Annotated in this window: 23 protein-coding genes and 2 pseudogenes; 17 read left to right on the forward strand and 8 right to left on the reverse strand. The window is 67.0% G+C overall.

What is annotated here, in order from left to right; all coding sequences use genetic code 11:
• Window positions 1–5: 5 nt before the first annotated feature.
• A complete protein-coding gene (locus tag GBRO_RS10375; RefSeq protein ID WP_012833903.1) occupies window positions 6–1,877 on the reverse strand; it encodes an amino acid permease in 1,872 nt (623 codons plus the stop codon).
• 243 nt (window positions 1,878–2,120) lie between these two features.
• Here GBRO_RS10375 and GBRO_RS10380 point away from each other — a divergent pair, with 243 nt between their 5' ends.
• From GBRO_RS10380 to GBRO_RS10395, 4 genes are all read left to right on the forward strand, one after another.
• On the forward strand, window positions 2,121–2,534 hold the full coding sequence (locus GBRO_RS10380) for a YraN family protein (protein ID WP_012833904.1): 414 nt from the start codon (window positions 2,121–2,123) through the stop codon (window positions 2,532–2,534).
• 10 nt (window positions 2,535–2,544) lie between these two features.
• Window positions 2,545–4,053 (forward strand): YifB family Mg chelatase-like AAA ATPase, encoded by a 1,509-nt coding sequence (locus tag GBRO_RS10385; protein ID WP_012833905.1) that lies wholly within the window; start codon window positions 2,545–2,547, stop codon window positions 4,051–4,053.
• On the forward strand, window positions 4,047–5,174 hold the full coding sequence (gene dprA, locus GBRO_RS10390) for a DNA-processing protein DprA (protein ID WP_041919844.1): 1,128 nt from the start codon (window positions 4,047–4,049) through the stop codon (window positions 5,172–5,174). Before GBRO_RS10385 ends, dprA begins: the two co-directional genes overlap by 7 nt.
• Window positions 5,175–5,293: 119 nt before the next feature.
• Window positions 5,294–6,085: a hypothetical protein gene (locus GBRO_RS10395; RefSeq protein ID WP_012833907.1), complete on the forward strand. Its 792-nt coding sequence runs from the start codon at window positions 5,294–5,296 to the stop codon at window positions 6,083–6,085.
• A 365-nt stretch (window positions 6,086–6,450) separates the two neighbouring features.
• Here GBRO_RS10395 and GBRO_RS10405 read toward each other — a convergent pair whose 3' ends face one another.
• Complete coding sequence (locus GBRO_RS10405; protein WP_012833909.1) at window positions 6,451–7,026, reverse strand: TetR/AcrR family transcriptional regulator; 576 nt, start codon at window positions 7,024–7,026, stop codon at window positions 6,451–6,453.
• Window positions 7,027–7,225: 199 nt separating this feature from the next.
• On the opposite strand from GBRO_RS10405, the gene GBRO_RS10410 reads away from it, so the two are divergent.
• Together GBRO_RS10410 and GBRO_RS10415 are read left to right on the forward strand one after the other, a co-directional pair.
• Window positions 7,226–8,116 (forward strand): siderophore-interacting protein, encoded by an 891-nt coding sequence (locus GBRO_RS10410; RefSeq protein ID WP_012833910.1) that lies wholly within the window; start codon window positions 7,226–7,228, stop codon window positions 8,114–8,116.
• Window positions 8,117–8,185: 69 nt separating this feature from the next.
• Window positions 8,186–9,100 carry a tyrosine recombinase XerC gene (locus GBRO_RS10415; protein ID WP_012833911.1) on the forward strand — a complete coding sequence of 305 codons (915 nt, stop codon included), beginning with the start codon at window positions 8,186–8,188 and terminating at the stop codon, window positions 9,098–9,100.
• Between the two features lie 28 nt (window positions 9,101–9,128).
• Here the strand turns inward: GBRO_RS10415 and GBRO_RS10420 are convergent, their stop codons facing one another.
• The gene (locus tag GBRO_RS10420; protein WP_407636624.1) at window positions 9,129–9,725 is read right to left on the reverse strand and encodes a M23 family metallopeptidase; all 597 of its coding nucleotides are present in this window, start codon (window positions 9,723–9,725) and stop codon (window positions 9,129–9,131) included.
• A gap of 255 nt (window positions 9,726–9,980) precedes the next feature.
• Between GBRO_RS10420 and rpsB the strand changes: the two genes are divergently transcribed.
• Both rpsB and tsf read left to right on the forward strand, forming a co-directional pair.
• A complete protein-coding gene (gene rpsB / locus GBRO_RS10425) occupies window positions 9,981–10,799 on the forward strand; it encodes a 30S ribosomal protein S2 (protein WP_012833913.1) in 819 nt (272 codons plus the stop codon).
• Between the two features lie 53 nt (window positions 10,800–10,852).
• Entirely contained in the window at window positions 10,853–11,677 is an 825-nt protein-coding gene (gene tsf / locus GBRO_RS10430; RefSeq protein ID WP_012833914.1) for a translation elongation factor Ts, read from the forward strand.
• A 298-nt stretch (window positions 11,678–11,975) separates the two neighbouring features.
• On the opposite strand, the gene GBRO_RS27700 is transcribed toward tsf, so the two are convergent.
• From GBRO_RS27700 to GBRO_RS10445, 3 genes and pseudogenes are all read right to left on the reverse strand, one after another.
• Window positions 11,976–12,407: an MFS transporter gene (locus tag GBRO_RS27700; protein WP_370452896.1), complete on the reverse strand. Its 432-nt coding sequence runs from the start codon at window positions 12,405–12,407 to the stop codon at window positions 11,976–11,978.
• On the reverse strand, window positions 12,404–13,501 hold the full coding sequence (locus GBRO_RS27705; RefSeq protein ID WP_370452897.1) for an MFS transporter: 1,098 nt from the start codon (window positions 13,499–13,501) through the stop codon (window positions 12,404–12,406). Before GBRO_RS27705 ends, GBRO_RS27700 begins: the two co-directional genes overlap by 4 nt.
• A pseudogene (locus tag GBRO_RS10445) lies at window positions 13,498–14,908 on the reverse strand (condensation domain-containing protein). The gene GBRO_RS27705 and the pseudogene GBRO_RS10445 overlap by 4 nt, the downstream one beginning before the upstream one ends.
• Before the next feature lie 534 nt (window positions 14,909–15,442).
• On the opposite strand from GBRO_RS10445, the pseudogene GBRO_RS10450 reads away from it, so the two are divergent.
• The 5 genes and pseudogenes from GBRO_RS10450 to GBRO_RS10470 all read left to right on the forward strand — a co-directional run bounded on the left by GBRO_RS10450 (window position 15,443) and on the right by GBRO_RS10470 (window position 19,745).
• Window positions 15,443–16,275: pseudogene (locus GBRO_RS10450) on the forward strand (alpha/beta hydrolase).
• A 94-nt stretch (window positions 16,276–16,369) separates the two neighbouring features.
• Window positions 16,370–17,320, forward strand: coding sequence for a glucosyl-3-phosphoglycerate synthase (locus GBRO_RS10455; protein WP_012833915.1), 951 nt, complete (start codon window positions 16,370–16,372; stop codon window positions 17,318–17,320).
• 185 nt (window positions 17,321–17,505) lie between these two features.
• Window positions 17,506–18,246, forward strand: a complete 741-nt coding sequence (pyrH, locus tag GBRO_RS10460; RefSeq protein WP_012833916.1) for a UMP kinase — start codon at window positions 17,506–17,508, stop codon at window positions 18,244–18,246.
• Window positions 18,247–18,297: 51 nt separating this feature from the next.
• Window positions 18,298–18,855 (forward strand): ribosome recycling factor, encoded by a 558-nt coding sequence (gene frr, locus GBRO_RS10465; RefSeq protein ID WP_012833917.1) that lies wholly within the window; start codon window positions 18,298–18,300, stop codon window positions 18,853–18,855.
• On the forward strand, window positions 18,852–19,745 hold the full coding sequence (locus GBRO_RS10470) for a phosphatidate cytidylyltransferase (RefSeq protein WP_012833918.1): 894 nt from the start codon (window positions 18,852–18,854) through the stop codon (window positions 19,743–19,745). The genes frr and GBRO_RS10470 overlap by 4 nt, the downstream gene beginning before the upstream one ends.
• A 6-nt stretch (window positions 19,746–19,751) precedes the next feature.
• Here the strand turns inward: GBRO_RS10470 and GBRO_RS10475 are convergent, their stop codons facing one another.
• A complete protein-coding gene (locus GBRO_RS10475) occupies window positions 19,752–20,150 on the reverse strand; it encodes a LapA family protein (RefSeq protein ID WP_012833919.1) in 399 nt (132 codons plus the stop codon).
• A gap of 30 nt (window positions 20,151–20,180) precedes the next feature.
• Between GBRO_RS10475 and rlmN the strand changes: the two genes are divergently transcribed.
• A complete protein-coding gene (rlmN, locus tag GBRO_RS10480) occupies window positions 20,181–21,287 on the forward strand; it encodes a 23S rRNA (adenine(2503)-C(2))-methyltransferase RlmN (protein ID WP_012833920.1) in 1,107 nt (368 codons plus the stop codon).
• A 23-nt stretch (window positions 21,288–21,310) separates the two neighbouring features.
• Here rlmN and GBRO_RS10485 read toward each other — a convergent pair whose 3' ends face one another.
• Window positions 21,311–21,580, reverse strand: coding sequence for a DUF2631 domain-containing protein (locus tag GBRO_RS10485; protein WP_012833921.1), 270 nt, complete (start codon window positions 21,578–21,580; stop codon window positions 21,311–21,313).
• A 155-nt stretch (window positions 21,581–21,735) separates the two neighbouring features.
• Between GBRO_RS10485 and puuE the strand changes: the two genes are divergently transcribed.
• Genes puuE through GBRO_RS10500 form a run of 3 tightly spaced genes read left to right on the forward strand, consistent with a single transcriptional unit; the run spans window position 21,736 to window position 25,137 of the window.
• The gene (puuE, locus tag GBRO_RS10490; RefSeq protein WP_012833922.1) at window positions 21,736–22,704 is read left to right on the forward strand and encodes an allantoinase PuuE; all 969 of its coding nucleotides are present in this window, start codon (window positions 21,736–21,738) and stop codon (window positions 22,702–22,704) included.
• Window positions 22,705–22,747: 43 nt separating this feature from the next.
• The gene (dxr, locus tag GBRO_RS10495; protein WP_041919847.1) at window positions 22,748–23,914 is read left to right on the forward strand and encodes a 1-deoxy-D-xylulose-5-phosphate reductoisomerase; all 1,167 of its coding nucleotides are present in this window, start codon (window positions 22,748–22,750) and stop codon (window positions 23,912–23,914) included.
• Complete coding sequence (locus GBRO_RS10500) at window positions 23,911–25,137, forward strand: M50 family metallopeptidase (RefSeq protein ID WP_012833924.1); 1,227 nt, start codon at window positions 23,911–23,913, stop codon at window positions 25,135–25,137. Before dxr ends, GBRO_RS10500 begins: the two co-directional genes overlap by 4 nt.
• Window positions 25,138–25,167: the final 30 nt, after the last annotated feature.

The following is a 25,167-nucleotide window of genomic DNA, read 5'->3' on the forward strand; positions in this document are numbered from 1 at the left end:
GGCGATCAGCCGACGTGGACGTGCGGGCGCGCCGCGAGATCCGGTTCGGCGCGCCGCAGGATCTCCCGGGTGACCGGGGCGACCTCGCCCTCGCCGACGAACAGGAACCGCAGCAGGTTGGCCAGCGGATTGCCCTCGCTCCATTCGAAATACACGTCCGGGTTCACGCCGGTGCGATCCCTGATCGCCAGCAGTACCGCGGCAATCGTGTTGGGAATGGCCGCCGCGTCGACCCAGAGGATGCGGTAGCCACCGCTGTGATGGCGGCCGTGGACGTGGAGGTCGGTGGCGAATTCGGAAGAATCCGTGACGTTGATCTCCAGGAAGATGATGACGTCCGCCGACGGGATATGACTCTCGGCGCGCTGCTGTATCTCCTTGTCGTGGTATTCGAGCAGGGAACGGTTCTCGGGATCATGGGTCACGATCTGGATATGGCCGGCGCGCGCGGCCCGGCCTATGATCTCCGTGGCGACTTCGTCGAAATCGATTGAGGTGCTGCGTAATTCGAAGGAACGGTTGATGCGGGAGGCGAAGGACACCAAGATGATCGCGGCGATGAAGAAGGCTGCCACCTGTACGCCCTCCGGCCGTTCGAAGACGTTGGCCACCGTCGTGTAGGAGAACACCGCGGCGATCACGCCGAAGGTGACGGCGGCGGCCCGGCGGCGACGTCTGCGGAGTGACAGGGTCACCGCCACAGACGCGGACGTCATCAGGACCAGGACGCCCGTCGCATACGCCGCGCCCTGGGCGTCCACGTCGGCATCGAAGTAGGCGGTCACGCCGAATGCGACGAGCGCGAACACGATGACCAGCGGCCGGCTTGCCCGGGCCCAGTCCGGGGCCATCCCGTACCGCGGGAGGTAGCGCGGAACCAGATTGAGCAGACCCGCCATCGCCGATGCGCCTGCGAACCACAGGATCAGGATGGTGCTGAGGTCGTAGACGGTCCCGAACCAGGAACCGAGATTGGCGTGTGCGAGGTAGGCCAGGGCGCGGCCGTTCGCCGGTTGGCCCGCTTTGAAGTCGGCCTCGGGGATCAGGATGGTGCATACCAGGCTGCTCGTGATGAGGAAGCCGGACATGATCAGTGCGGAGGTGGTGAGTAGTCGTCGTGCGCCGCGGATTCGGGTTTCGGGGCGCCCGGGCGGATCCTCGGGGGAGCCGTCGATCTGCGGCATCACCGCGACACCGGTTTCGAAACCGGACAGGCCGAGCGCGAGTTTGGGGAAGACGATGAGGGCTACCGCGATCATCATCCACGGACTGCGGTGTTCGGTGGTCATCGCGTGCCGCCAGTCGACGATGAGGTCGGTGGACTGCGCGATGCGCCAGAGGCCGTCGACGATGACGACCAGATTCAGGGTCAGGTAGACCGCGACCAATCCGACGGCGAGGGTGATGGCCTCGGTGAAGCCGCGCAGGAAGACCGCCGCGAGCGCGCAGAGCAGGATGAGCGTGATGACGACCTGCCCGCCCGACATCCAGTGCGGCATAAGTGGATTCTCGATGAGGTGAGCACTCGCGTCGGCCGCCGACAGCGTCATCGTGATGAGGAAGTCGGTGGCCGCGAACCCGAGGAGCACGAGTACGAAGATCTTGCCGCCCCACTTGGGCAGCAGGTTTTCGAGCATCGCGATGGAGCCCTCACCGCGGGGGGATTTGCGGGCCACGTACCGGTAGACGGGGAGCGCGCCGAACAGGGTCAATGCGATGAGGACGACGGTGGCCAGTGGGGCGATCGTGCCCGCGGCGAGTGCGGCGATGCCCGGTTGGTACCCGAGTGTGGAGAAGTAGTCGACACCGGTCAGACACATGACCTTCCACCACGGGTGAGTGCGTGAGTGCTGACCGGGTAGTCCGTGCGGCCCCATCAGGCCGGCCCGCTGTGGCGTGATGTCGTCGAGGAGCCACTGCTTCAGACGCGGCGGCCGCGTTGTAGGGGACACCGGGCAACTGTAAGCAGACCCGGGGGTCTGCGCGCGGGTGATCTGTCGACTCGCGAACCGGCGCCGCGTCCCGGCCTGCGCCATCCACATCCGAGCGTCCATCCACAGATACCGGGCCGTGCGTCCGGCGTGCCGGTTATGTCCGATCGCGCAGCGCAGTCTTGATGCATGACAGCACATTCCGCGGCCGAGCCCGGGCCGCGTCGGGCCGACCGTCGTCGTCACATCGGACACCTCGGTGAGGACATCGCGGCCGAGTTCGTGACCAATCGCGGTTGGCGTGTGCTGCACCGCAACTGGCGAAATCGGTATGGGGAGCTCGATCTGATCGCCGCCGATGGCCGGGTCCTGGTGGTGGTGGAGGTGAAGACCCGGGCGAGCCTGATGTACTCCGATCCGCTGGAAGCGGTGACGCCGGCGAAGCTGTCTCGGATGCGCAAGCTGACGCGGATGTGGCTGTCGGAGCAGAACGGGTCGTGGTCGCAGATCCGGTTCGACGTGATCAGTGTCCAGCTCGATCCGCACCACCCCGACGATCGTGCATCGGCCCGTATCCGGCATCATCTCGGGGTGTTCGTGTGAGGGCCGCGCGGTGATCGGGTGTACCCATTCCGTGGGGCTCAACGCCTTCGTGGCGCGGGTGGTCGACGTGCAGGCGAGTACCGGGTCGGGGCTGCCGATCTTCGTCTTCAGCGGTAACCCGGATTCCTCGGCGCGGGAGGGCAGAGATCGGGTGCGGCCGGCAATTGCCAACTCGGGCCTCAAGTTTCCCGATGCACGGGTGACGGTTGCGTTGTCGCCGGCGGAGATGCCCAAGATCGGGCCGGGTTTTGATCTCGCGATCGCGGTGGCACTGCTGGCCGCGACCGATCAGGTCTCCACGCAGCTGCTCGACTCGACGGTGTTCCTGGGTGAGTTGGCCCTCGACGGTGGTCTTCGACCGATTCGTGGCGTGCTCCCGGCGGTGATCGCCGCTCGGCAACGGGGTTTTCGTCGGGTGGTGGTTCCCCTGGAATGTGTCGCCGAGGCGGCACTCGTGGAGGGGATGGACGTAGGTGGGGCGCGCAATCTGGCCGAAGTGGTGCAGTGGGCGGAGGGCCGTCTGACTCTGGACACCGTGCACGACGCGACGCCGGTCGACCCGCCGTCGGTCCCCGACATGGCCGACGTCGTCGGTCAGCACGAGGCCCGGCATGCGCTCGAGATCGCCGCGGCCGGAGCTCATCACGTGATGATGACGGGATCCCCGGGGATCGGAAAGACGATGCTGGCCAAACGATTACCCGGAATTCTCCCGCCGCTGGGGTTGGAGGACTCGCTGGAGGTGACCGCGATCCACTCGCTGGTGGGGGCGTTGTCGCCGGGCCGTCCGCTGGTGACCGACCCGCCGTTCATCGCGCCGCATCACAGCTCGACGGTCACTGCGTTACTCGGCGGCGGTACCGGTTTCGCGCAACCCGGTGCGGTGTCGAAGGCGCATCGGGGAGTGCTGTTCCTGGACGAATGCGCGGAGATGGGGGCCAAGGTGCTCGATTCGTTGCGCGAACCGCTCGAGGAAGGCGAGGTGCGGGTGCCGCGCCGGGACGGCGTGGCGGTGTATCCGGCGCGCTTTCAACTGATCCTGGCCGCCAATCCGTGCCCGTGTGCCCCGGCCCACGACGTCGACTGTGTTTGTTCGTCGGTCGTCCGTCGCCGTTATCTGGGCAAGCTGTCGGGTCCGTTGATGGATCGCGTCGACATTCGGGTCCGGATGGAACCACCGGGCAACGCGGCCCTGATGAGTGGGCAGGGTGAGTCCAGTGCGCAGGTACGGGCCCGGGTGACCGCGGCCCGCGAGGCCGCCCGGGCGCGGTGGGGTGATCATGGCTGGCGCACCAATGCCGAGGTGCCGGGATCGGCTCTGCGTCAACGGTTTCGGCTACCGGGATCGGTTGTCAAGCCGATCGAGTTGTTCCTGCGCGACGGACGGGTGACCGCACGCGGCGCGGATCGTGCGCTGCGGCTGGCCTGGACGCTGTGCGACCTGCGCGGTGGTGATCAGCCCACCGAAGACGATGTGGCCCAGGCACTTCTGTTCCGGGATCGGGGGTCGAGCTGGTGAGTGACGACGCGGCACGCCGGGCGTGGGCGTACTTGGCGCGGGTGGCCGAACCGCCGGCGGCTCCGGTGATCGACATGATCGCGGCGCTCGGAGTGAGCGAGGCGGCCGCCGCCGTCCGGCGGCGCAAGGTGCCCGACGAGCATCGCGAGGTGCTCGCGATCACGGCGTCGCGTGCGGACACCGATCAGGCACAAGCGGATCTCGACACCGCCGAACGCATCGGTGCGCGATTGGTGACGCCGGCCGACGACGAGTGGCCGGCCTGGTCGCTGATGGCCCTCGGACAGGCCGACACCGCGGCCAGAGGTGGTGTGCCGCTGGCGCTCTGGGTGCGCGGCCCGGCGCGCTTGGACGACATCGCCGCGGCCTGTGTGGCCCTGGTGGGATCCCGCGCGGCGTCCTCCTATGGCGAACATGTGACCGCCACGGTGGCATCGGGTTTGTGCGACAACGGTTTCGCGGTCCTGTCCGGGGGCGCCTTCGGGATCGACGGGGCGGCGCATCGAGCGGCTCTCGGATCGGGCGGGACCACCGCGGCGGTGATGGCGTGCGGTATCGACCGCGATTATCCCGCCGCCCACGCCCAGCTGTTGCGCGAGATCGCCCGTGTGGGCGCGGTGATCAGTGAGTATCCGCCCGGTACGACGGCCGCCAAACACCGTTTCCTGACCCGCAACCGGTTGGTCGCCGCGCTCGGTGGTGCGACGGTTGTCGTCGAGGCGGGCCGACGGTCGGGAGCGGCCAACACCGCGGCCTGGGCGCGCAAACTGGGTCGCCCGCTGGGGGCGGTGCCGGGGCCGGTCACGTCGGTGACCTCGGTCGGCTGCCATCAGATGATCGCCGATCAGCTGGCCACGCTGGTCGTCGATGCGGCTGCGGTGATCCGTCTGGTCCGCCCGGATGGTGAGGGGGTGATGACCGGGGGACGGGCGCGAGCCACCGATGCACTCAGCGCCGAGCAGAAGCGGGTCCACGATGCCCTACCCGCCCGCGGCGCCGTGACGATCGGGGAGATCGCTTTCTCAGCCGGGCTCGAATTGCCCGCTGTGCGAACAGCATTGGCCCGCCTCGAAGTCACCGGTCTGATCGACGGGGACGGAGCGAGGTGGTGGCTGGTCTAGCGCATTACCTGACGCTGTCATGGGTGAGAGAACACTCGCTTGAATGACATACGGGCCTGAATGTTACTCGCTGCCATAGACTCGTCAAACGGCTGGGCCGGGGCGAACGGAGTTCTTCAATGGCAATTTCAGCACCTCCTGTGTTTCCGGTTGCGCAGACTGACATCGGGTATGCCGACGGCATCGTGGCAAGGGCCACGTGTCTGGCGGGCCGACATTCGCCACCGGAGATCGCCGGTGTCGTTCCGCAATTTGCCGGTGTCGGTGACACCGATCGGCTCGCGGGATTGTTGCCGTTGTGGCTCACCAAGTATCCGGATCGAGTCGTGCTTGCGGTGGCCGATGCCGTGCCGCCGCGGTGGGCGATCCCGATGCTGGATCCACGGTTGTCTCCACGCAGTTTCGTCAGCGTGGTCACGCTCCCGGTGGATGCGGCGAGCACTCGCAAGCGGGCGTTTGTGTCTGACCCGTTCTTTCTCGCCGGACTCGCGGTGTCATTGATCCTCGTTGTGGCTCTGGGTGGGCAACGGGGAAAGTGGGGTTCTCCAACCTGGGACATCGTGATGTTCTCGGTCGTCGGTGCCGTCGTGGTGGGCACGACGTTTGCCGCGGTGCGGACTCGGGTTGCAGGCGGTGACTATCCCACGTGGAAGCGGATCAACCTGGTTCTCGCGAAGACAGGCATGTGCGCGCTGGTCCTTGCCCTGGTCCTGGCCCTGTCCACGCTGGCTGACGTGCATGGGATTCTCGGGACCATGATGGACGCCTCTGCGATCGTCGCCGGGATCTGTCTTCTCGGCTCGATGATCTCTGGTCTCCTCTGGTTGTGCTTCGACCACAACACGTCGACTGCTACCGCGGCAGCGTCGCTTGTGGGGTCTCACTGGGCGGGGGGCAGGTGCGGTCGATGATCTCATCACATGGCCGCAGAAGCCCGAATGGCGTAGTAGCGGAACCTATCTCGGGATCGGATTCGGGATTCTCATCTGTAGCGCGCCGCTGATCAAGCTGCTCCGTTCGATCTCCGAGGACGGACGGGAGTTCGGTGGGTTCGACATGGTGCTCGTGGGAGCCGGTGCCGTCATGACGGTGATCGTCCTGATCGTGTGGGCAGTGTCGGTCTTCTCCTGGCGGTCGCCGAGTCCTGAGGAACGAGCGCAGTTCGACCGGGATCTGAATCGCGCCCGCGGTGAGATTGTGGAACGCGTGCGACAGGGCAATGTTCTGGCAGCGGTCGAACTCTCGGCGTTCGATCAGCGGCTCTCTGAGGTCTCCGCTAGATCGGGTCCACCTCGAGTCGCGTGACGAGGTCGATGACCAACTGTATGCATTCGTCGATGGCCCCTGCCCCGACGCGGTCGTGGGCCTGCAGGCAGCCGATGCCGGTGTAGAGCAGCACGGAGGCCCGCGCTTGGGCGTCGGCGGCCGAGAACCCGATGTCGCGCAATGCGTCTGCACTGACGTCGAGGATTCGCTGATCCAGCAGTGCGACCGAGCCGGCGAGAATCGGGTCAACATCGGCCCATCGACGCAGGGCGGACTCGACTCGCCATCGATGCGGGTCGGCGAGCATCGTGCGCATCGCGTCGAGTCGATCCCCGGGCGGAAGAGTCGTGAGCCCGTCGAGCCGTGCGACGAACGCTTCGTGAGCGCCGGCGCACTGCTGCGCGAGTGCCGACTTCATTGCGGCGATGTCGGCGAAATGCCAGTAGAAGCTGCCTTTGGTCACGCCGAGGACCGAGCTGAGACGAGCCACCTTGAGGGCGTCGACCCCCTCCTCGACCAACAGACGCAGTCCGGCGTCGAGCCAGTCCTGGACGCCGAGACGGGTTGCCGGACGAGATCGCGTCACTTGCGGCGTGCTCCCTCCGGTGATCGGCCCGAGACGGGCAGAAATTTGCCAACGTGAACTAATCGATCACATCGGTTGATTACTTGTCATCGTTACACATTCTGGTCGGTTGTCCAGGATCTCTCAGCAAATCGACAGATTAGGTGACCCTAAGTAAATCGGCGGAAGAGCGTAAGGTGGTCGGCGAACAGGAGGTTTCATGGCCAAGCGCGTGAACACGATGACGGTGCTGCGCACCGAGCGGCTCAGCCCGCACTTTGTCCGGGTCTACCTCGGCGGCGAGGGTTTTGACGACTTCGCCCCGGCGATCGGGAAGTCCGGGAAACCGGATACCGACATGTACGTGAAGATCATCTTCACCCCGGACGGGGTCGAGTACCCCGAGCCGTTCGACCCGCAGGAACTTCGCAAGACACTGCCGCCCGAGCAGCAACCCATTCTCCGGACGTACACGGTCCGGTCGGTGGATTCCGAGCGCAGGGAACTCGCGATCGATTTCGTCGTGCACGGTGACGAGGGCATCGCCGGGCCGTGGGCCGCGTCGGTGCAGCCGGGCGAAACCGTGCGGTTCCTCGGGCCGGGTAGTGGGTACCAACCATCGGCCGACGCGCCCTGGCATCTGCTGGCCTGCGATGAGTCCGGCCTGCCCGCGGTGGCCGCGGCACTCGAGGCGCTGCCGTCGGAAGCGGTGGCCAAGGTGTTCATCGAGGTCGCCGGTCCCGATGATGAGATCCCGCTGACGGCTCCCGCGGGTGCCGAGGTCGTGTGGGTGCATCGCGGCGGTGCCGCGGGAGAGGTCGGCGACGAGGTGGCCGGGGATAACGCGCCGCTGGTGGCCGCGGTCCGCGCAGCCGAATGGCTCGACGGTGAGCCGCATGTCTTCATCCACGGTGAGGCGCAGGCCGTGATGCACAACCTGCGCGCCTATGTCCGCAAGGAACGCGGCGTCGGCGCCGCCAACGCGTCGATCTCGGGCTATTGGCGACGCGGACGGACCGAGGAGGGCTTCCGGCAGTGGAAGGCACAGCTGCGCGAGACCGAAGAAGGGGGCGGCCCGGTCAAGAAGCTCGCCGGCGTCTTCCGTCGCTGATCGGCGGGGCGTCAGAAACCTGTTGGCGTCCGGCATCGATCCGGTCACGCCGCGCGTGTGCGGTTGCGAATGACCGGTGGCGCGGGCAGCGTCGTCGGCGTGCTGGATGAGTTCGCCGACCATCTGCGGCTGGAGATGGGCCGCAGCCCGCACACCGTGCGTGCCTACGTCGGTGACGTGCGTGGGCTGATCGCCTTCGCCGGGGCCCGCGGTGTCGCGACCGCCGACATCGACCTGACGTTGCTGCGGGCCTGGCTGGCCGAACACACCCGCCGTGGCGCCGCGCGCACGACGATCGCCCGGCAGGTCTCGTCGGTGAAGACGTTCTGCGCGTGGGCGGTTCGCGAAGGGCTGATGTCCGATGACCCGTCGCACCGGTTGCGCGCGCCGAAAGCCCACCGCACGTTGCCCGCCGTGCTCGCGCCCGCTCAGGTACCCGACGTGATCGCCGCGGCAGCTGCGGAGCGTCCGCAAGGTGATCCGATCGCCCTGCGCGACACCGTGATCGTCGAGGTGCTCTACGCCGGCGGGATTCGGGTCGGTGAGCTGTGCGGACTCGACGTCGACGACGTCGATCGCGATCGCCGCGTGCTACGGGTGATCGGTAAAGGCGACAAGGAACGCACCGTGCCCTACGGGGCGCCTGCCGCAGTGGCCCTCGATGCCTGGCTGCGACACGGTCGCCCGGCGCTGGCCACTGAACGGTCCGGTGCCGCGCTGTTGCTCGGCGCACGCGGCGGACGCCTCGATCAACGGATGGCCCGCACCGTCGTCACCCGGGCGGTCGAGCAGGCCGGCGGCCCGGCGATGGGTCCGCACGGGTTGCGGCACAGCGCCGCGACCCACCTGCTCGAAGGTGGGGCGGACCTGCGCGTCGTGCAGGAACTTCTCGGGCACAGCTCACTTGCGACCACCCAGATCTACACGCATGTCAGCGTGGAACGGCTACGGGCGGTACACAATCAGGCTCACCCGCGGGCGTGAGGGTACCCGCGGCGCAGGCCGGGGGAGTTCAGGCCGGTTCATCGATCGGTTTGAGCCGTACCCGGACCGCGCCGATCAGCCCGAGCGGGTCCAGATAGCGCGCCGAGCGACCGGCGCCCACACGTGCGCCCCAGTGCAGGCAGGTCGCCACCGGACACCCGGGATGGCCGGTCACCAGGGTGCCGATCCGCTGGCCCCGGCGCACGTGGTCGCCATCGGCGACCGTCGGACGAACCGGCTCGTAGGTGGTGATCACCCCGTCGGCATGCTGAATCGACACGACCGTGCGCCCCGCGACGTCACCGGCGAAGCGCACGGTACCGCTGCCCGCGGCCAGGACGGCGACACCCGGACCGCCGGCGAGGTCGACCCCGCGGTGACCCGGCTGCCAGCGGCGTTCCGGATTCTCGAAGGCGCGCACCACGGTGGGCCGCGGGGCGAGCGGAACCGAATAGCGCTCGGCCGTGGCCATCGCGACCGGGGCCATGACCACGGCCGGAACCGCCCACAGCAGCGCGACGGTGATCAGGAGCTCGACGACGGTGCTCTGCAACCATCGGCGTAGCCACCGGGGGTGCACACCGGACGAGCGCAACGTCGTGATCGGTCCGAGCGGGGTCATCATACCGGTTTAGACGCACGTCGCCGGCATCCGGATCCGTCCGTCGGCGTTTTGGTTTTCACCGGCTGACCGGCGTAAAGTCGGGGCCGCACCTCATCGGCTTCGGTGAGGTGACTTCGCGCGCCTGAAACGCGCACCGCGAACACACCGAGTGAGCAGTCCCGGCCCGGGTTCGTCCCGGGTGGGTGTCACCGGTCTCAGGCGCCAGGGTCGATCACCGCCGGTGATCGACGTCAACTGCACACAAAGGAATGACTCATGGCTGTTGTGACCATGAAGCAGCTGCTCGACAGCGGCGCACACTTCGGGCATCAGACCCGCCGTTGGAACCCGAAGATGAAGCGATTCATCTTCACCGACCGCAACGGCATCTACATCATCGACCTGCAGCAGACGCTGACCTACATCGACAAGGCGTACGAATTCGTCAAGGAGACCGTCGCCCACGGCGGCACCATCCTGTTCGTCGGCACCAAGAAGCAGGCCCAGGAATCCATCGCCGGTGAGGCCACCCGCGTCGGCATGCCGTATGTCAATCAGCGTTGGCTCGGCGGCATGCTCACCAACTTCTCCACCGTCCACAAGCGTCTGCAGCGTCTCAAGGAACTCGAGACCATGGAGCAGACCGGTGGCTTCGAGGGTCGCACCAAGAAGGAAATCCTGATGCTGACCCGCGAGAAGAACAAGCTCGAGCGGACCCTCGGCGGTATCCGCGACATGGCCAAGGTGCCGTCCGCGGTGTGGGTCGTCGACACCAACAAAGAGCACATCGCCGTCGGCGAGGCCCGCAAGCTGGGCATCCCGGTCATCGCGATCCTCGACACCAACTGCGATCCCGACCTCGTCGACTACCCGATCCCGGGCAACGACGACGCGATCCGCAGCGCCGCCCTGCTCACCCGCGTGGTGGCCTCGGCGGTCGCCGAAGGTGTGCAGGCCCGCGCCGGCCAGGCGTCCGACGACTCCAAGCCGGAGGCCGGGGGCGGCGAGCCGCTCGCCGAGTGGGAGCAGGAGTTGCTGACCCAGGCCGCGGCGCCCGCGGGCGACGCCGGCACGGAGTCGACCCCCGCTCAGTAGTCGCCCGCGACCGAACAGCACACCACTTTCTCTGACAAGGAGGCTCGCCGACGATGGCGAACTACACCGCAGCCGATGTGAAGCGACTTCGCGAACTCACCGGCGCTGGAATGCTGGACTGCAAGAACGCGCTGGCCAACAACGACGGCGACTTCGACAAGGCCGTCGAGGAACTGCGCATCAAGGGTGCCAAGGACGTCGGCAAGCGTGCCGAGCGGTCGACGGCCGAAGGTCTCGTGGCCGCCAAGGACGGCGCGCTCGTCGAGATCAACTCGGAGACCGACTTCGTCGCCAAGAACGCCGAGTTCCAGGCGCTCGCCGATCAGATCGTCGAGGCCGCCGCGGTGGCCAAGACCAACGATGTCGACGAGCTGAAGAAGGCTCCGCTCGGTTCCGGCACCGTCGATGAGGCGGTTGCCGCGCTGTCGGCCAAGATCGGCGAGAAGCTCGAACTGCGCCGGGTGGCGTACTTCGACGGCCCGGTCGCGGTCTACCTGCACAAGCGGGCGTCGGATCTGCCGCCCGCCGTGGGCGTGCTGGTGTCCTACTCGGGTGACGGCGATGCCGCAGCGGAGGCCGCTCGCGGCGCCGCGATGCAGGTCGCCGCGCTCAAGGCCCGTTACGCGACCCGCGAGGAGGTGCCGGCCGACGTCGTCGAGAACGAACGCCGCATCGCCGAGCAGACCGCCAAGGAAGAGGGCAAGCCGGAGAAGGCTCTCCCGAAGATCGTGGAAGGCCGCGTGAACGGCTTCTACAAGGACGTCGTCCTTCTCGACCAGCCGTCGGTCCAGGACTCCAAGAAGACCGTCAAGGCGCTGCTCGACGAGGCCGGAGCGACCGTCGACGGATTCGTCCGGTTCGAGGTCGGCCAGGCCTGATCGGCCACCCACCGACAAGCGACCCCGCATCACCCGAGGTGATGCGGGGTCGCTTGGTTTCGGTCGCACGCGCCGGGTTCGGTCCGCCCGCAGAGCTCAGCCCGCCGTCGGCGGTCTGGTTCGCGTCATGCTCAGCGCGAGAACCGCGATCACTGCGGTGGCGCCGGCCAGGGCCCAGAGGGTCGTGCGAAAGGCGCTGAGAAAAGTGCGTGCGGCCACCGAGCGGCCGGCGGCATGGAGTTGATCTCGCGCCTCGTGTGCGATTCTCGCGGCCACAGCAGACTCGCCGGCGGGTGATTCACCGGTATTCGAGTTGCCGGCGTCCGGGGCCACCGCATCCCGGGGCCGGCCGGTCGGGATGGGCCGAGGTGAGCTGCGCGGTCGCGCAGTCGGCGAACCGCGCGCCGACGGCACCGCGGAACATCGGATCGACTGACGAATTGTTCAGGGACACAGCGAGTTCGGCGGTCGTGGTCGATACCGCGGGAGCCGCCTGGGCGGACACCTGGGTGAAGAAGAACAGCGTCACCACGGCGAGGCCGATGGATGCGCCGATCTGCTGCACCGTGGGCACACACCCCGAGGCGGAGCCCATGTTCGGCTCGGAGGTACCCGACAGAATCGCCGCTTGCAGCGGGGCGACGAACAGGCCGGTGCCGATTCCGCCGAGTACGGAGGGGGCGATCACCATCGGGAACGACATGGTCGCGGTCTGCGGGTCCAGTGTCATCGCGAGCCAGGCAAAACCGAGCGCGGTGCCCAGTGCCCGGCACTCAGGGTCGGACCGGGACCGACACGCGTGACGAGGAACGGCGAGAGCAGCGAACCGACGGCCGCGCCGACGGCGAACGGGAGCATCAGCAGACCGGTGTGCAATGGCGAGAAGCCCAGACCGAATTGCGTGGAGACCGACACGGTGAAGAAGAATCCCGCGAACACGCTGAAGAACAGCAGTGACAGCACCAGCCCGGTGGTGAACCGGCGCGAGGTGAACAGATCCAATCGCAGCATCGGCGTCCCGCCGCGTGCCGCGACGCGATGTTCCACAAGGACGAACGCCGACAACGCCACCCCGGACGACGCCATCATCGCCCAGAGGTGCCATCCCCAGCCCTGCTCGCGCCCGACGGCCAGCGGGTACAGGAGCAGGAACAACCCTGCCGTCGAGAGAGCGGCGCCGATCAGATCAGGGGCAGCCGGGTCGGTGACCCGCAGCTCGGGCAGCCGCCGGCCGGCGAGGATGCACGCGATCATCCCGAGCGGCACGTTGACGAAGAAGATCGTCCGCCATCCCCAGCCCAGCAGGTCGGCGCTGATCAGCAAGCCTCCGACGAGCGGTCCGAGGATCGCGGCCAGTCCGGCGACCGCACCGTAGATTCCGAAGACGACGCCGTGGCGGGAGCGATCGAACAGTCCGGCGACGAGCGCGAGCGTCTGCGCCGACATCAGGGCGGCGCTCACCCCCTGCGCGGCACGCCATCCGATCAGCTCGACCGGCGATTGCGCGAGGCCGCACAGCGCCGAGGTCACCACGAAGGCGATCATGGCGATCAGGAACAACCGACGACGCCCGAACCTGCCACCCAGGCTCGCCCCGATGAGAAGCGTGCACGCGAAGGCCAGCGTGTACACGCTGAGCACGAACAGCTGCTCAGCGGTGGAGGCGCCCAACTCGGTGGTGAGGCCGGGGAGCGCGATGTTGACGATGGTGGTGTCGAGCATCTGCATGAACACCCCGAGCAGGCAGCCGAGAAACGGCGTCCAGGCCGATCCCGCGATCGCCACCGGAGCGGCCGCTCCGGACGAGGTGTCGACGCTGCTCATCCGGTCAGGGCAGGAGTTGCGGGGGTGTGATCTCCGTGGGTCGCGACGTCGGTCAGGATCTCGATGAACCGCTCGGCGTATGTGCGCACCGATGAATGTGCGATCTCGGTGTCGGGGTAGAGGTAGGTGAGTGAGGTGACGTCGTTGAAGCGGTTCACCCACATGAAGACCTCCTCGCTGCTGCCGCGGTTGCCGTACAGGCACCCGTTGATCGCGTCGAACATGTCCACGCCCGGCAGCTTGCGGACGTCGACGTAGGAGATCATCGGCACCGACCAGCCGGCAGGGATGTGCACGTCGTCGGCCGGCGTGAGGAGTTCGGCCACCCGGTGCAGGGAGACATCGGTGAGCTCCTTGCCTGCCTCGTAACTCGTCGCGGCCTCGCGCAGCGCCGAGGTGAAGGTGGTCCGGTCGTCGATGGTCACCGGCACCGGGATCAGACTCGTGAACCAGCCGACCGAGTTCAGCTCGGGACCGGGCGCCCGGGTGCTCTTCGGGGTCATCCCGAGATAGCCGGTGGCGGAGGTGAGTTCGTGATAGGTGAGGGCCGCGACCGCCATCAGCCCGGCGGTGACGTTGGCGCCCTGGGAGCGGCAGACCTGCTCGAAGGCCAGCGCTGAGGTCTCGTCGCACACCGTCGTCGAGAAGTGTGCGCTGCGGGTATGACCTGCGGTGTCGCCGCCGAGCGGGAGCGGGAACCGCGGGAGGTGGCCGCCGTGCGCGGTGAGCAACTCGATCCAGCGTTCGACCTCCGGGGAATGTCGATCCAGGGCGCGAGACACCGCGCGTTCGCGTTCGCAGTACCCGAGATAGCTGCCCACCTCGGGCAGCGGATTGTCCATCCCGAACGCCTCGTTCATGTACAGCGTCACGAGTTCGACGCACGACAGCGCCTGGGAGATGCCGTCGGTGTTGAGGTGGTCGACCGCGCCGTAGAGAGTGAACCGTCGTCGGTCTCGATGGCGCCGAAGGTGAAACAGTCCCAGTCGAAGGGGCCCGGTGTCTGCGCCTGGACATGGGCGCGGATCTCGGCGGGGTCGGCGTAATCTCCGTGCTGCTGCGGGCGAAACTCGATGACCTCGGGGTCGACGATGTGCCGGACGATCGCACCGTCGTCATCGGCGCGGAACCAGGTCCAGAAGGTGTCATGCCGCCGGACGAATGCCGTCACCGCGCGGGTGAGCGCATCGACGTCGAGCGGGGCCTGGAAATCGAAGCCTCCAGGCACAGACGGGAGAATCGGAACTGTGCGTCGGTGTTGCGCAGATACTCCTCCTGTTGGTGCGACGGTGGGATGGAACTGACCGGCGCTTGGCGCCCTTGGGCTTTCGCTTCGGGTGACATCGTCCAGCTGGTCAATCGACCGGGACGCGGGTTCCACTCCTCGATGAGTCCGAAACTGACCATGCGCCTACCTCGATTTGTCAAAGTTGTTGCACAGCGGATATTTCCGCCGGCTCTGATCGCGGATCTGCTCTCGGTGAACACTCTCCGAGAGGGCGATGCGGGCTTGCCGCTGCCGGGTTGCGCTACGGTAACCTAAGCTGGACCGCAACAGGTTTCGGCAAGTTTTCTCATCGAAAAGCGTTGGAAAGCAACCATTTATATGGTCAATCGACCAACTGGGTGCTCCAGTGAGCTGGTGGTTGACCCCGTCGACGAGGTGCGGCACACTCTCCCCATCGCGGGGGTGATACTCAATCGGATTCTGGGGGAAGAGCAGTGCGCGACAACGTGTCGAACTCGGGTGAATCAAATCCTCGCGCAACGGGTCATGGTCGTTTGTCCCACTGACGATCGACGATCCTCGGATGTGTCTCGGGGGTGCTGCTGTTGTGTATTACAGTTCCCGGCAACGCATTTGGTGACAACTCCGTTCGAATAGAATCGGAACACGTTGTCTCGCAACGAGAGTTGATACTGTCGGTTCATTCGGCGGCGATGGGCAAGGCGATCGAGGTTCGGGTCATCCCGGCCGTCGGTGGCCGGTCGGCACCCACCCTGTACCTGCTCAATGGCGCCGCCGGTGGCGAGGGTGCCAGTAGCTGGTTCGACCAGACCGACATTCGGTCGTACTTCGCGCGGGAGAACGTCAACGTGGTCGTCCCCATGGGCGGCGCCGCGAGCTACTTCGCCGACTGGCGTCGAGCGGATCCCGTTCTCGGGGTGCAGAAGTGGGCAACCTTTCTGTCCCAGGAACTGCCGCGGGTCATCGATCGCCGGTTCGACGCCAACGGCCGCAACGCGATTGCCGGTATCTCGATGGCCGGCACGTCGGTCTTCCAGTTGTCGATGCGTGCGCCGTCGCTCTATCGCGCCATCGGGTCGTTCAGTGGGTGCGCGCAGACGAGTGACCCGGTGGGCCAAGCCGTGGTGCGACTGGTCGTCGAAGGCCGCGGCGGTGGCAACACGATGAACATGTGGGGTCCGCCCACGGATACCGCCTGGCGCCGCAACGATCCACTACTGCACATCGACCAGTTCCGTGGCAAGGCCGTCTACGTGTCCAACGGCACCGGCTCGCCCGGTCGATACGACACCCTCGATGGCCCCGGTATCGACGGCAACACCAGCAAACTCGCCGAGCAGATCGCGGTGGGGCGGTCATCGAGCGGGCGACCCTGGCCTGCACGATCACCCTGCGGCAGAGCATGATCGCCCACGGCATCCCGGCGACCTTCCACCTCTACCAGGGCGGAACGCACGCCTGGCCGTACTGGCAGGACGAACTGCACCGAGCATGGCCTGAGTTCCGCACCGCGCTCGGGGCGTGACGGGGTGACCTGCACGATCTCATGACCCGTGTGCCCTAACAGCAGACCGCAACGGCAGACCGCAACGGCAGACGACCAACAGAGAGGCCGATACATGACCATCGCCGCGATGTCGGGATCTGCGACCTGGCTCGAATCCAACACGTGGGATCACCCGGCGTGGACGGTGGACGAGTTGTGCGCACTCAAGCGCGGCCGGCGGGTGTCGGTGGTCCTGCCGGCGCTCGACGAGGAGGAGACCGTCGGGTCGGTGGTGTCGAGCATCATGGGCCACGTCGGCTCGCTGGTCGACGAGATCGTGGTGGTGGACTCGGGTTCACGGGATGCGACGATCACGCGAGCACGGGCCGCCGGTGCGCGTGTCGTGACCCGGGAGTCGGCCCTGCCGAAGGTGGCCGTCCGGCCGGGAAAGGGCGAGGTGCTGTGGCGGTCACTCGCCGTCACCTCGGGTGACGTCGTCGCCTTCGTCGACAGCGATCTGATCGACCCCGACCCGATGTACGTTCCCCGTCTGATCGGTCCGCTGCTGCGGGATCGGGCGCTGCAGTTGGTGAAGGGCTACTACCAGCGGCCGCTGACCGGCTCCCACGGCGAGGACGCGCTGGGCGGCGGTCGCGTCACCGAGCTTCTCGTCCGGCCCCTCGTGGCGGCGCTGCGACCCGAACTCGGTGGGGTCATCCAGCCGCTGGCGGGTGAGTACGCCGGCACCCGCGAACTGCTGACCTCGATTCCGTTCGCACCGGGGTACGGGGTCGAGATCGGATTGCTCATCGACACGGTGAACAGAAGCGGGATCGATGCGGTCGGTCAGGTGGATCTCGGTGTGCGCCGCCACCGCAACCGGCCGATCCACGAACTCGGCGTGATGTCCCGGCAGATCGTCGCGACATTGCTGGACCGGCTGGGGATCGGCGATTCGGGTGAACCGCTGACACAGTTCCGGCTGCACGAGCAGGGCATGACACTGCAGCGCACCTACCCGGTTCTCGACGACCGTCCGCCGATCCGGCAGATCGTCACCGATCTGGTGGCCTCTTCGCGCTGATCGCGGGGACTCGCCTGCGGGTGTCCCACCAGTGACCGTCGTCCGCCGACTCCCGATCGATGTGCTCCGTGAATGACGCCGTGTGCTGCGCGGTTCGTCGATCGTGCACCGTTTGGCCATGCACTCCCCGGAAGTGTTCACCCGGGGACATAAGATGTGAGCGGACCCGACCAGTGAGGATGTTGATGAGCGAGATCCCCGAGCCGCAGCCGTCGAAACGCCCCGGCTACAGCCGAGTGCTTCTCAAGCTGGGCGGCGAGATGTTCGGTGGCGGGGGGGTCGGTCTGGACCCCGATGTGGTCGCCACCGTCGCTGATCAGATCGGTGAGGTTGTCGCGACCGGCGTGCAGATTGCCGTCGTCATCGGCGGCGGGAACTTCTTCCGGGGCGCCGAACTGCAGCAACGCGGCCTCGACCGGGCCCGCTCGGATTACATGGGCATGCTCGGGACCGTGATGAACTGCCTGGCCCTGCAGGACTTCCTGGAGAAGCGGGGCGTGACCACGCGTGTGCAGACCGCCATCACGATGGGTCAGGTGGCCGAGCCGTACCTGCCCCTGCGGGCGCAGCGGCATCTGGAGAAGGGGCGCGTGGTGATCTTCGGCGCCGGAATGGGTATGCCGTACTTCTCCACCGACACCACCGCGGCCCAACGGGCACTTGAGATCAAGGCGGAGGTGGTGCTGATGGCCAAGGCGGTCGACGGCGTGTACAGCGCCGACCCCCGGATCGACCCGGACGCGACGCTCTACACCGAGATCTCCCACCGCGAAGCGTTGGACAAGGAACTCAAGGTGGCCGACGCGACCGCCTTCAGTCTGTGTATGGACAACAAGATGCCGATGCTGGTGTTCAATCTCTTGGAGCAGGGAAACATCGCCCGCGCGGTCGCGGGCGATCGGATCGGGACCCTGGTGCGCACCTGACATGCCGCACCGCATCCCAACAGACCCACACAACCTGGAACGGGGAAGAGCATGATCGACGACGCTTTGTTCGATGCCGAGGAGAAGATGGAAAAGGCGGTGAGTGTCGCCAAGGATGACATGGGTTCCATCCGCACCGGTCGCGCCAACCCGGCCATGTTCAACAAGGTGGTCATCGAGTACTACGGCGCGATGACCCCGGTCACCCAGGTCGCCAGCATCAATACCCCGGAGCCGCGGCTCGTCGTCATCAAACCGTATGAGGCGTCGACGCTGCGGGACATCGAGACCGCCATCCGCAATTCGGACCTCGGGGTCAATCCGACCAACGACGGAAACGTGATCCGGGTGGCCGTTCCGCAGCTCACCGAGGAACGACGCCGCGACCTGGTCAAGCAGGCCAAGGGCAAGGGTGAGGACGCCAAGGTCTCCATCCGCAACATCCGTCGCAAGGCCGTCGACGAACTCAAGCGTATCCAGAAGGACGGGGAGGCCGGCGAGGACGAGGTCACGCGCGCGGAGAAAGAACTCGACAAGACCACCGCCGGGTATGTGCAACAGGTCGATGAACTCGTGAAGCACAAAGAAAACGAATTGCTCGAGGTGTGAGCGCGGCCCCGCAACGACGCGGCGATCGCCGGACACCGCCGACGTCACCGGACTCCTCGGAGGAGCCGAAGAAGTCGCGAGCCGGGAGAGACCTCCCGGCCGCGCTCGCGGTCGGTTTCTCGCTCGGCATCGGGATCATCCTGATTCTGCTGTTTGCTCCGCTGCTCTGGTATCCGCTTGTCGCCATCGCCTTCCTGGTCGCCACCTGGGAGGTCACCAAACGTCTCCGCGACGGTGGTTACGACGTCGCCTTCTGGCCGTTGCTGGTGGGCGGGCAGGCCGTCATCTGGGCGAGCTGGCCGTGGGGACAGACTGGGTCGATAGCCGCCTTTGCTGCCACCGTGCTTGTGGTGATGGTGTGGAAGTTGTTGTCGCAGGGGCTTTCTCATGCCCCGCAGAACTATCTCAAGGACCTGGCGGCGTCGGTGCTGGTGCTGGCCTGGCTACCGCTGCTGGCATCGTTCGGTGCCAACCTGGTGATGGCCGACGACGGTGCCGCCCGGGTGGCCACGCTGATGGTGGTGGTGGTCTGCTCCGACGTCGGGGGTTATGCAGCCGGCGTGCTGTTCGGCAAACATCCGATGGCGCCGGCGATCAGCCCCAAGAAATCGTGGGAGGGGCTGGTCGGTTCGCTGGTCGTCGGGACCACCGGCGCGGTGTGCTGCGTGATATTCCTGCTCGGCAGCCACTGGTGGATCGGAGCGGTGCTGGGCCCGATCCTGGTGGTCTGCGCCACTCTCGGCGACCTGGTGGAGTCGCAGGTCAAACGCGACCTGGGCATCAAGGACATGGGCACGTTGCTGCCCGGCCACGGCGGCATCATGGATCGCCTGGACTCACTGCTGCCGTCGGCTTTCGTCGTCTGGGCGGTCCTCACCGCACTGTTGTGACGACCCTCAGGTGCGGGCCTTGCGCAGCGCGCGGCGCATCTGCAGCATCCGCAGCCCGCCGATGAGCGCCACCAGCAGTGCCCCGGCGATCGCCGCGATGAGCAGGCTCACCCCGACCGGGAGATTCACCTCCCAGAAGATCAGCATGATCTGCTGGGACTCCAGATTCTGCAGGATAAAGACCAGCAGCAGGATCAGGATGATCGCGCCGATCACCAACCCGAAGTAGGTGGCGCGCGTCCGGGTGTGTTCGACGTCGCGCACGGTGTCGCGCAGGGCGTCGCGCTCGGCGAGCAGTGCCTGGCGTTCGGCATCGGCATGCTCATCCGCCGACGGCACCGGGGGTCCCGGATCGACCGGATTCGCCGGGTCAGGGCCGGGGTATGCGGGATCTGGTGTCTTCATGGGTTCATCATGACATGCGACAATGGCTCCATGACGTCATTGCCACTCGTGTTCGACGCGCCTCGTCGAGGCCGCCCGCCGACACACTTCGCCGACCTGGATGCCCAGGCTCGGGTGGCCGCCGTCGCCGAACTCGGGCTGCCGAAGTTCCGGGCGAATCAGCTCGCCCGTCAGTACTACGCACGCCTCAACGGGGACGTCGCGGAGATGACCGATCTGCCCGCGTCGGCCCGCGATTCGGTGGGTGCGGCGCTGTTCCCACCGCTGCTCACGCCGGTCCGCCACATCTCGTGCGACGACGGCAGCACCCGAAAGACCCTGTGGCGCCTGCACGACGGGACGCTGCTGGAGAGCGTGCTGATGCGCTACCCCGACCGCAACACGCTGTGCATCTCCAGTCAGGCCGGGTGCGGGATGGCCTGCCCGTTCTGCGCCACCGGCCAGGGCGGACTCGACCGCAACCTGTCGACCGCGGAGATCGTAGACCAGGTGCGTTGCGCTGCACGGTCATTGCGGGACGGCGAGTTCGGGGAACCGGGCCGGCTGTCGAACGTCGTCTTCATGGGTATGGGTGAGCCGCTGGCCAACTACACGCGGGTGGTGAGTGCGGTGCGCCAGATCACCTCACCGGCGCCCGACGGCCTGGGCATCTCGGCGCGGTCGGTCACGGTCTCCACCGTGGGTCTGGCGCCGTCGATTCGGCGGCTCGCCGACGAGGGTCTCGCGGTGACGCTCGCGGTGTCGCTGCACACCCCCGACGACGAGCTGCGCGACACCCTGGTCCCGGTGAACAACCGCTGGTCGGTCCAGGAGGTGCTCGACGCGGCCCGCTACTACGCCGACACCACGGGTCGTCGGGTGTCCATCGAGTACGCACTGATCCGCGACGTCAACGACCAGCCGTGGCGGGCGGACATGCTGGGCAAGAAGCTGCACAAGGCACTGGGGTCACGAGTCCACGTGAATCTGATCCCACTCAATCCCACCCCGGGGTCAGAATGGGACGCCAGTCCCAAACCAGTCGAGCGGGAATTCGTCCGGCGGGTGCGCGAACAGGGTGTGTCGTGCACGGTGCGCGACACCCGCGGTCAGGAGATCGCGGCGGCCTGCGGTCAGCTCGCGGCCGAGGAACGCTGAGCCCGACGGCGCGTTGCGAGAGGTCAGGACCACTTGTTTCGGTTCATGACCACGCCGCGCACCACGAAGTAGATCAGCACCGCTGCGAAGCCGATGAGGTAGATGTCCTCGATGTGGCCGTGATGATTGCCGATGATCATCGCCACCAGGGCCAGGGCGCAGAACACGGCGGCGATGTAGGAGGTCTTCATGCCCACGCCGTGCCAGCCGAAGCGGGCCGAGGGAGCGTCGGCGGGTTCGCGAACCCAGCCGGTGTCGACGGTGTCGTGATGCTCCACCTCGGTGCTTGCCACGATGACTCCTCGCTGCACGGATGTCAGAACTCTGACGATCGGTAGTAGTTCGGAGATCAGCATAGCGGTAGCGACCTTCACGCGGTGCGGGTGGCTCGCCGGCCAGCACGACGACTCGCGTCGCCCGGGCCATCATTCGGTGACAGAATGCGCGCATGTTCGAGTCCCCCCGAGCGCTGTCGGATTACCGCGCGGAGAACTACCCGCGGGACATGATCGGCTACGGCGAGCACACCCCTGACCCGCACTGGCCCGGCGATGCCCGGATCGCGGTGCAGTTCGTCCTCAACTACGAGGAGGGTTCGGAGAACAACGTCCTCGAAAACGACCGGGGGAGTGAGACTTTCCTCTCCGAGATGATCGGGGCGCAGTCGTTTCCCAACCGGCACATGAGCATGGAGTCGCTCTACGAGTACGGGTCGCGCGCCGGGGTCTGGCGCATTCTGCGACTGTTCACGCGGCGGGGACTGCCACTGACGATCTTCGCCGTCGCCCAGGCGATGGCCCGCAATCCGGAGGTCGCCGCGGCCTTCGTCGCCCGCGGCGACGAGATCGCCTGCCACGGGTACCGGTGGCTGAGTTATCAGATGGTCGACCCGACGGTGGAGGCCGAACACATGGCGGCGGCGGTGTCGTTGCTGACCGAGATCACCGGCGCCGCCCCGCTGGGGTGGTACACCGGCCGCGACTCACCCAACACCCGGCGGCTCGTCGTCGAACACGGTGGTTTCGTCTACGACTCGGACAGCTACGCCGACGATCTGCCCTACTGGGTGCGGGTTGGCCGTCAGACCGCTGGTGTGCTCGAGGCGGTCGATCACCTGGTGGTGCCCTACACACTCGACACCAACGACATGCGCTTCGCCTCACCCGGCGGCTTCCCGTCGGGCGAGCAGTTCTTCACCCACCTCCGCGACGCCTTCGACGTCCTCTACCGGGAGGGAATGGAGGGTTCACCCAAGATGCTGTCGGTGGGGTTGCACTGCCGACTGGTCGGCAGGCCGGCGCGGCTGGCCGCCCTGGAACGATTCCTCGACCACCTGCAAGCCCATGAGGGTGTGTGGATCGCGCGCCGCATCGACATCGCCGAACACTGGCGCAGGGTACATCCGGCGGGCGAATGACGTCGGCGTCGGCGCGAGGGGCCCCGTGGTCCAGAATGGAGGGGTGCCAACTCGTGTGCTCATCCTCGGTTCGACGGGTTCGATCGGCGTGCAGGCGCTCGAGGTCATCCGCGAGCATCCGGATCGGTTTCGCGTCGTCGGACTCGGTGCGGGCGGCTCGAACGCGGCCCTGCTGACCGCCCAGGCGACCGAGTTCGGGATCGGGCCCGACCGGATCGCGGTTGCCGATCCGGTGGCCGCGCACCAACTCGCGGACGATCTCGGCGGTCCGGTGATCGCGGGCCCCGACGCCATGTGTGAGCTGATCGACAGCGTCGAGGCCGACGTGATTCTCAACGCCGTCGTCGGGTCGATCGGACTCGCACCGAGCCTCGCCGCGTTGCGGACCGGGGCCCGCCTGGCGCTGGCGAACAAGGAATCTCTGGTGGCGGGCGGGTCGCTGGTGCTCGACGCCGCCGCGCCCGGTCAGATCGTCCCGGTGGACTCCGAACACTCCGCCATCGCCCAGTGTCTGCGGGCCGGCAGTGCCGACGAGGTCGACCGGCTGGTCCTCACCGCGTCGGGCGGGCCCTTCCGGGGCTGGACCCGCGCTCAGCTCGAGGACGTGACACCTGAACAGGCAGGCCGGCATCCGACGTGGTCGATGGGCCCGATGATCACCCTCAACTCGGCGACGCTGGTCAACAAGGCACTCGAGGTCATCGAGGCACATCTGCTGTTCGGAGTGGATTACGACCACATCGACGTGACGGTTCACCCGCACTCGATCGTGCACTCGATGGTGACCTTCGTCGATGGTGCAACCGTCGCCAAGGCGTCGCCGCCGTCGATGAAACTGCCGATCGCGCTCGCCCTCGGCTGGCCCGACCGGGTCCCCGGCTCGTCGTCGGCGTGCGACTTCTCGACGGCCGCGCAGTGGACCTTCGAACCGGTCGACAACGAGGTGTTCCCGGCGATCGACCTCGCCCGAGATGCCGGACGGGCCGGCGGCAGCATGACCGCGGTGTTCAACGCCGCCAACGAGGCCGCTGCGGCCGGCTTCTTCGACGGCGTCATCCGCTTCCCGCGCATCGTCGAGATCGTTGCCGAGGTGCTCGGCGAGGCCGATCAGTGGTCGTCTGCGCCGGGTAGTGTGGAGGAGGTCTTCGCAGCCGATCAATGGGCCCGTGATCGCGCCGCGGTCCTGGTGCTGGATGGAGTGAGTACGTGAGTTTCGCGATCGGTGTCACCTTGTTCGCGGTGACACTGCTGCTGTCGGTCGCCTGGCACGAATGCGGCCACATGTGGGCGGCGCAGGCGACGGGCATGAAGGTCCGCCGCTACTTCGTCGGCTTCGGGCCCACGCTCTGGTCCATCCGGCGCGGAGAAACCGAGTACGGCGTCAAGGCCCTTCCGTTCGGCGGCTTCTGCGACATCGCCGGCATGACCCCGCACGAAGACCTCGCCCCCGACGAACGCGACCGGGCGATGTACAAGCAGAAGGCGTGGAAACGTCTCGTCGTACTCGCCGCGGGACCCGCCCAGAACCTGATCCTCGGGTTCGTGCTGATCATCATCGTCGGCCTCAGTTTCGGGTTGCCCGACCTGAGCCCACCGCCGGTACCCGCCCGGGTGGCCGAGACCCAGTGCGTGTCGTCAGCCATCGACATCAAGAACAACAAGCAGACCCAATCGCCGTGTACCGGAACAGGTCCCGCGGGTGCCGCCGGGCTGCTACCCGGTGACCAGATCGTCGCGGTCGGCGGCCGTCCGGTCGAGAAGGCCGCCGACCTCACCCCGGTCATCCGGGAGAGCACCGGGCCCATCGTGCTCACCGTGGAACGCGACGGGCGCCGCTTCGACGCGACGATGACCCCGCAGCCGGTGACGGTGACCGCCACCGACTCGAAGGGCAAGGTCGAGTCGCAGACCTACAACATGGTCGGCATCGCCTACGACGTCCCGCCGGCGATGAAGCAATACGACGCGCTCAGCATCGTGCCCGGCGCGGTGGTGTTCACCGGAGACCTGTTCCGTGAGACCTGGAACGCGCTGCTGCGGCTGCCCACCAAGATCGGTGCGCTGTGGACCGCGGTCACCGGTGGTGAACGCTCGCTGGACACCCCGGTCAGCGTGTACGGGGCGTCGGTGCTCGGCGGTCAGGCCGTCGAACGCGGACTCTGGGACATGTTCTGGATTCTGCTGATCTCGATCAACTTCTTCCTGGCCCTGTTCAACCTGATCCCGCTGCTGCCGCTCGACGGCGGACACATGGCCATCGTCGGCTACGAGAAGGGCCGCGACACGGTGCGGCGCTGGTTCGGCCGGGCGCCCGGCGGTGCCGTCGACTACTTCAAACTGTTGCCGGTCACCTACGCCGTGGTGCTCGTCATGGGCGGATTCATGGTCCTGACCCTGACCGCCGACATCATCAACCCCATCAACCCCTGGTGAGGATCAGCCCCCACTCATCAGCCGCTCAAC

The organism is Gordonia bronchialis DSM 43247, assembly GCF_000024785.1.
GTDB classification, from domain to species: Bacteria; Actinomycetota; Actinomycetes; order Mycobacteriales; family Mycobacteriaceae; genus Gordonia; species Gordonia bronchialis.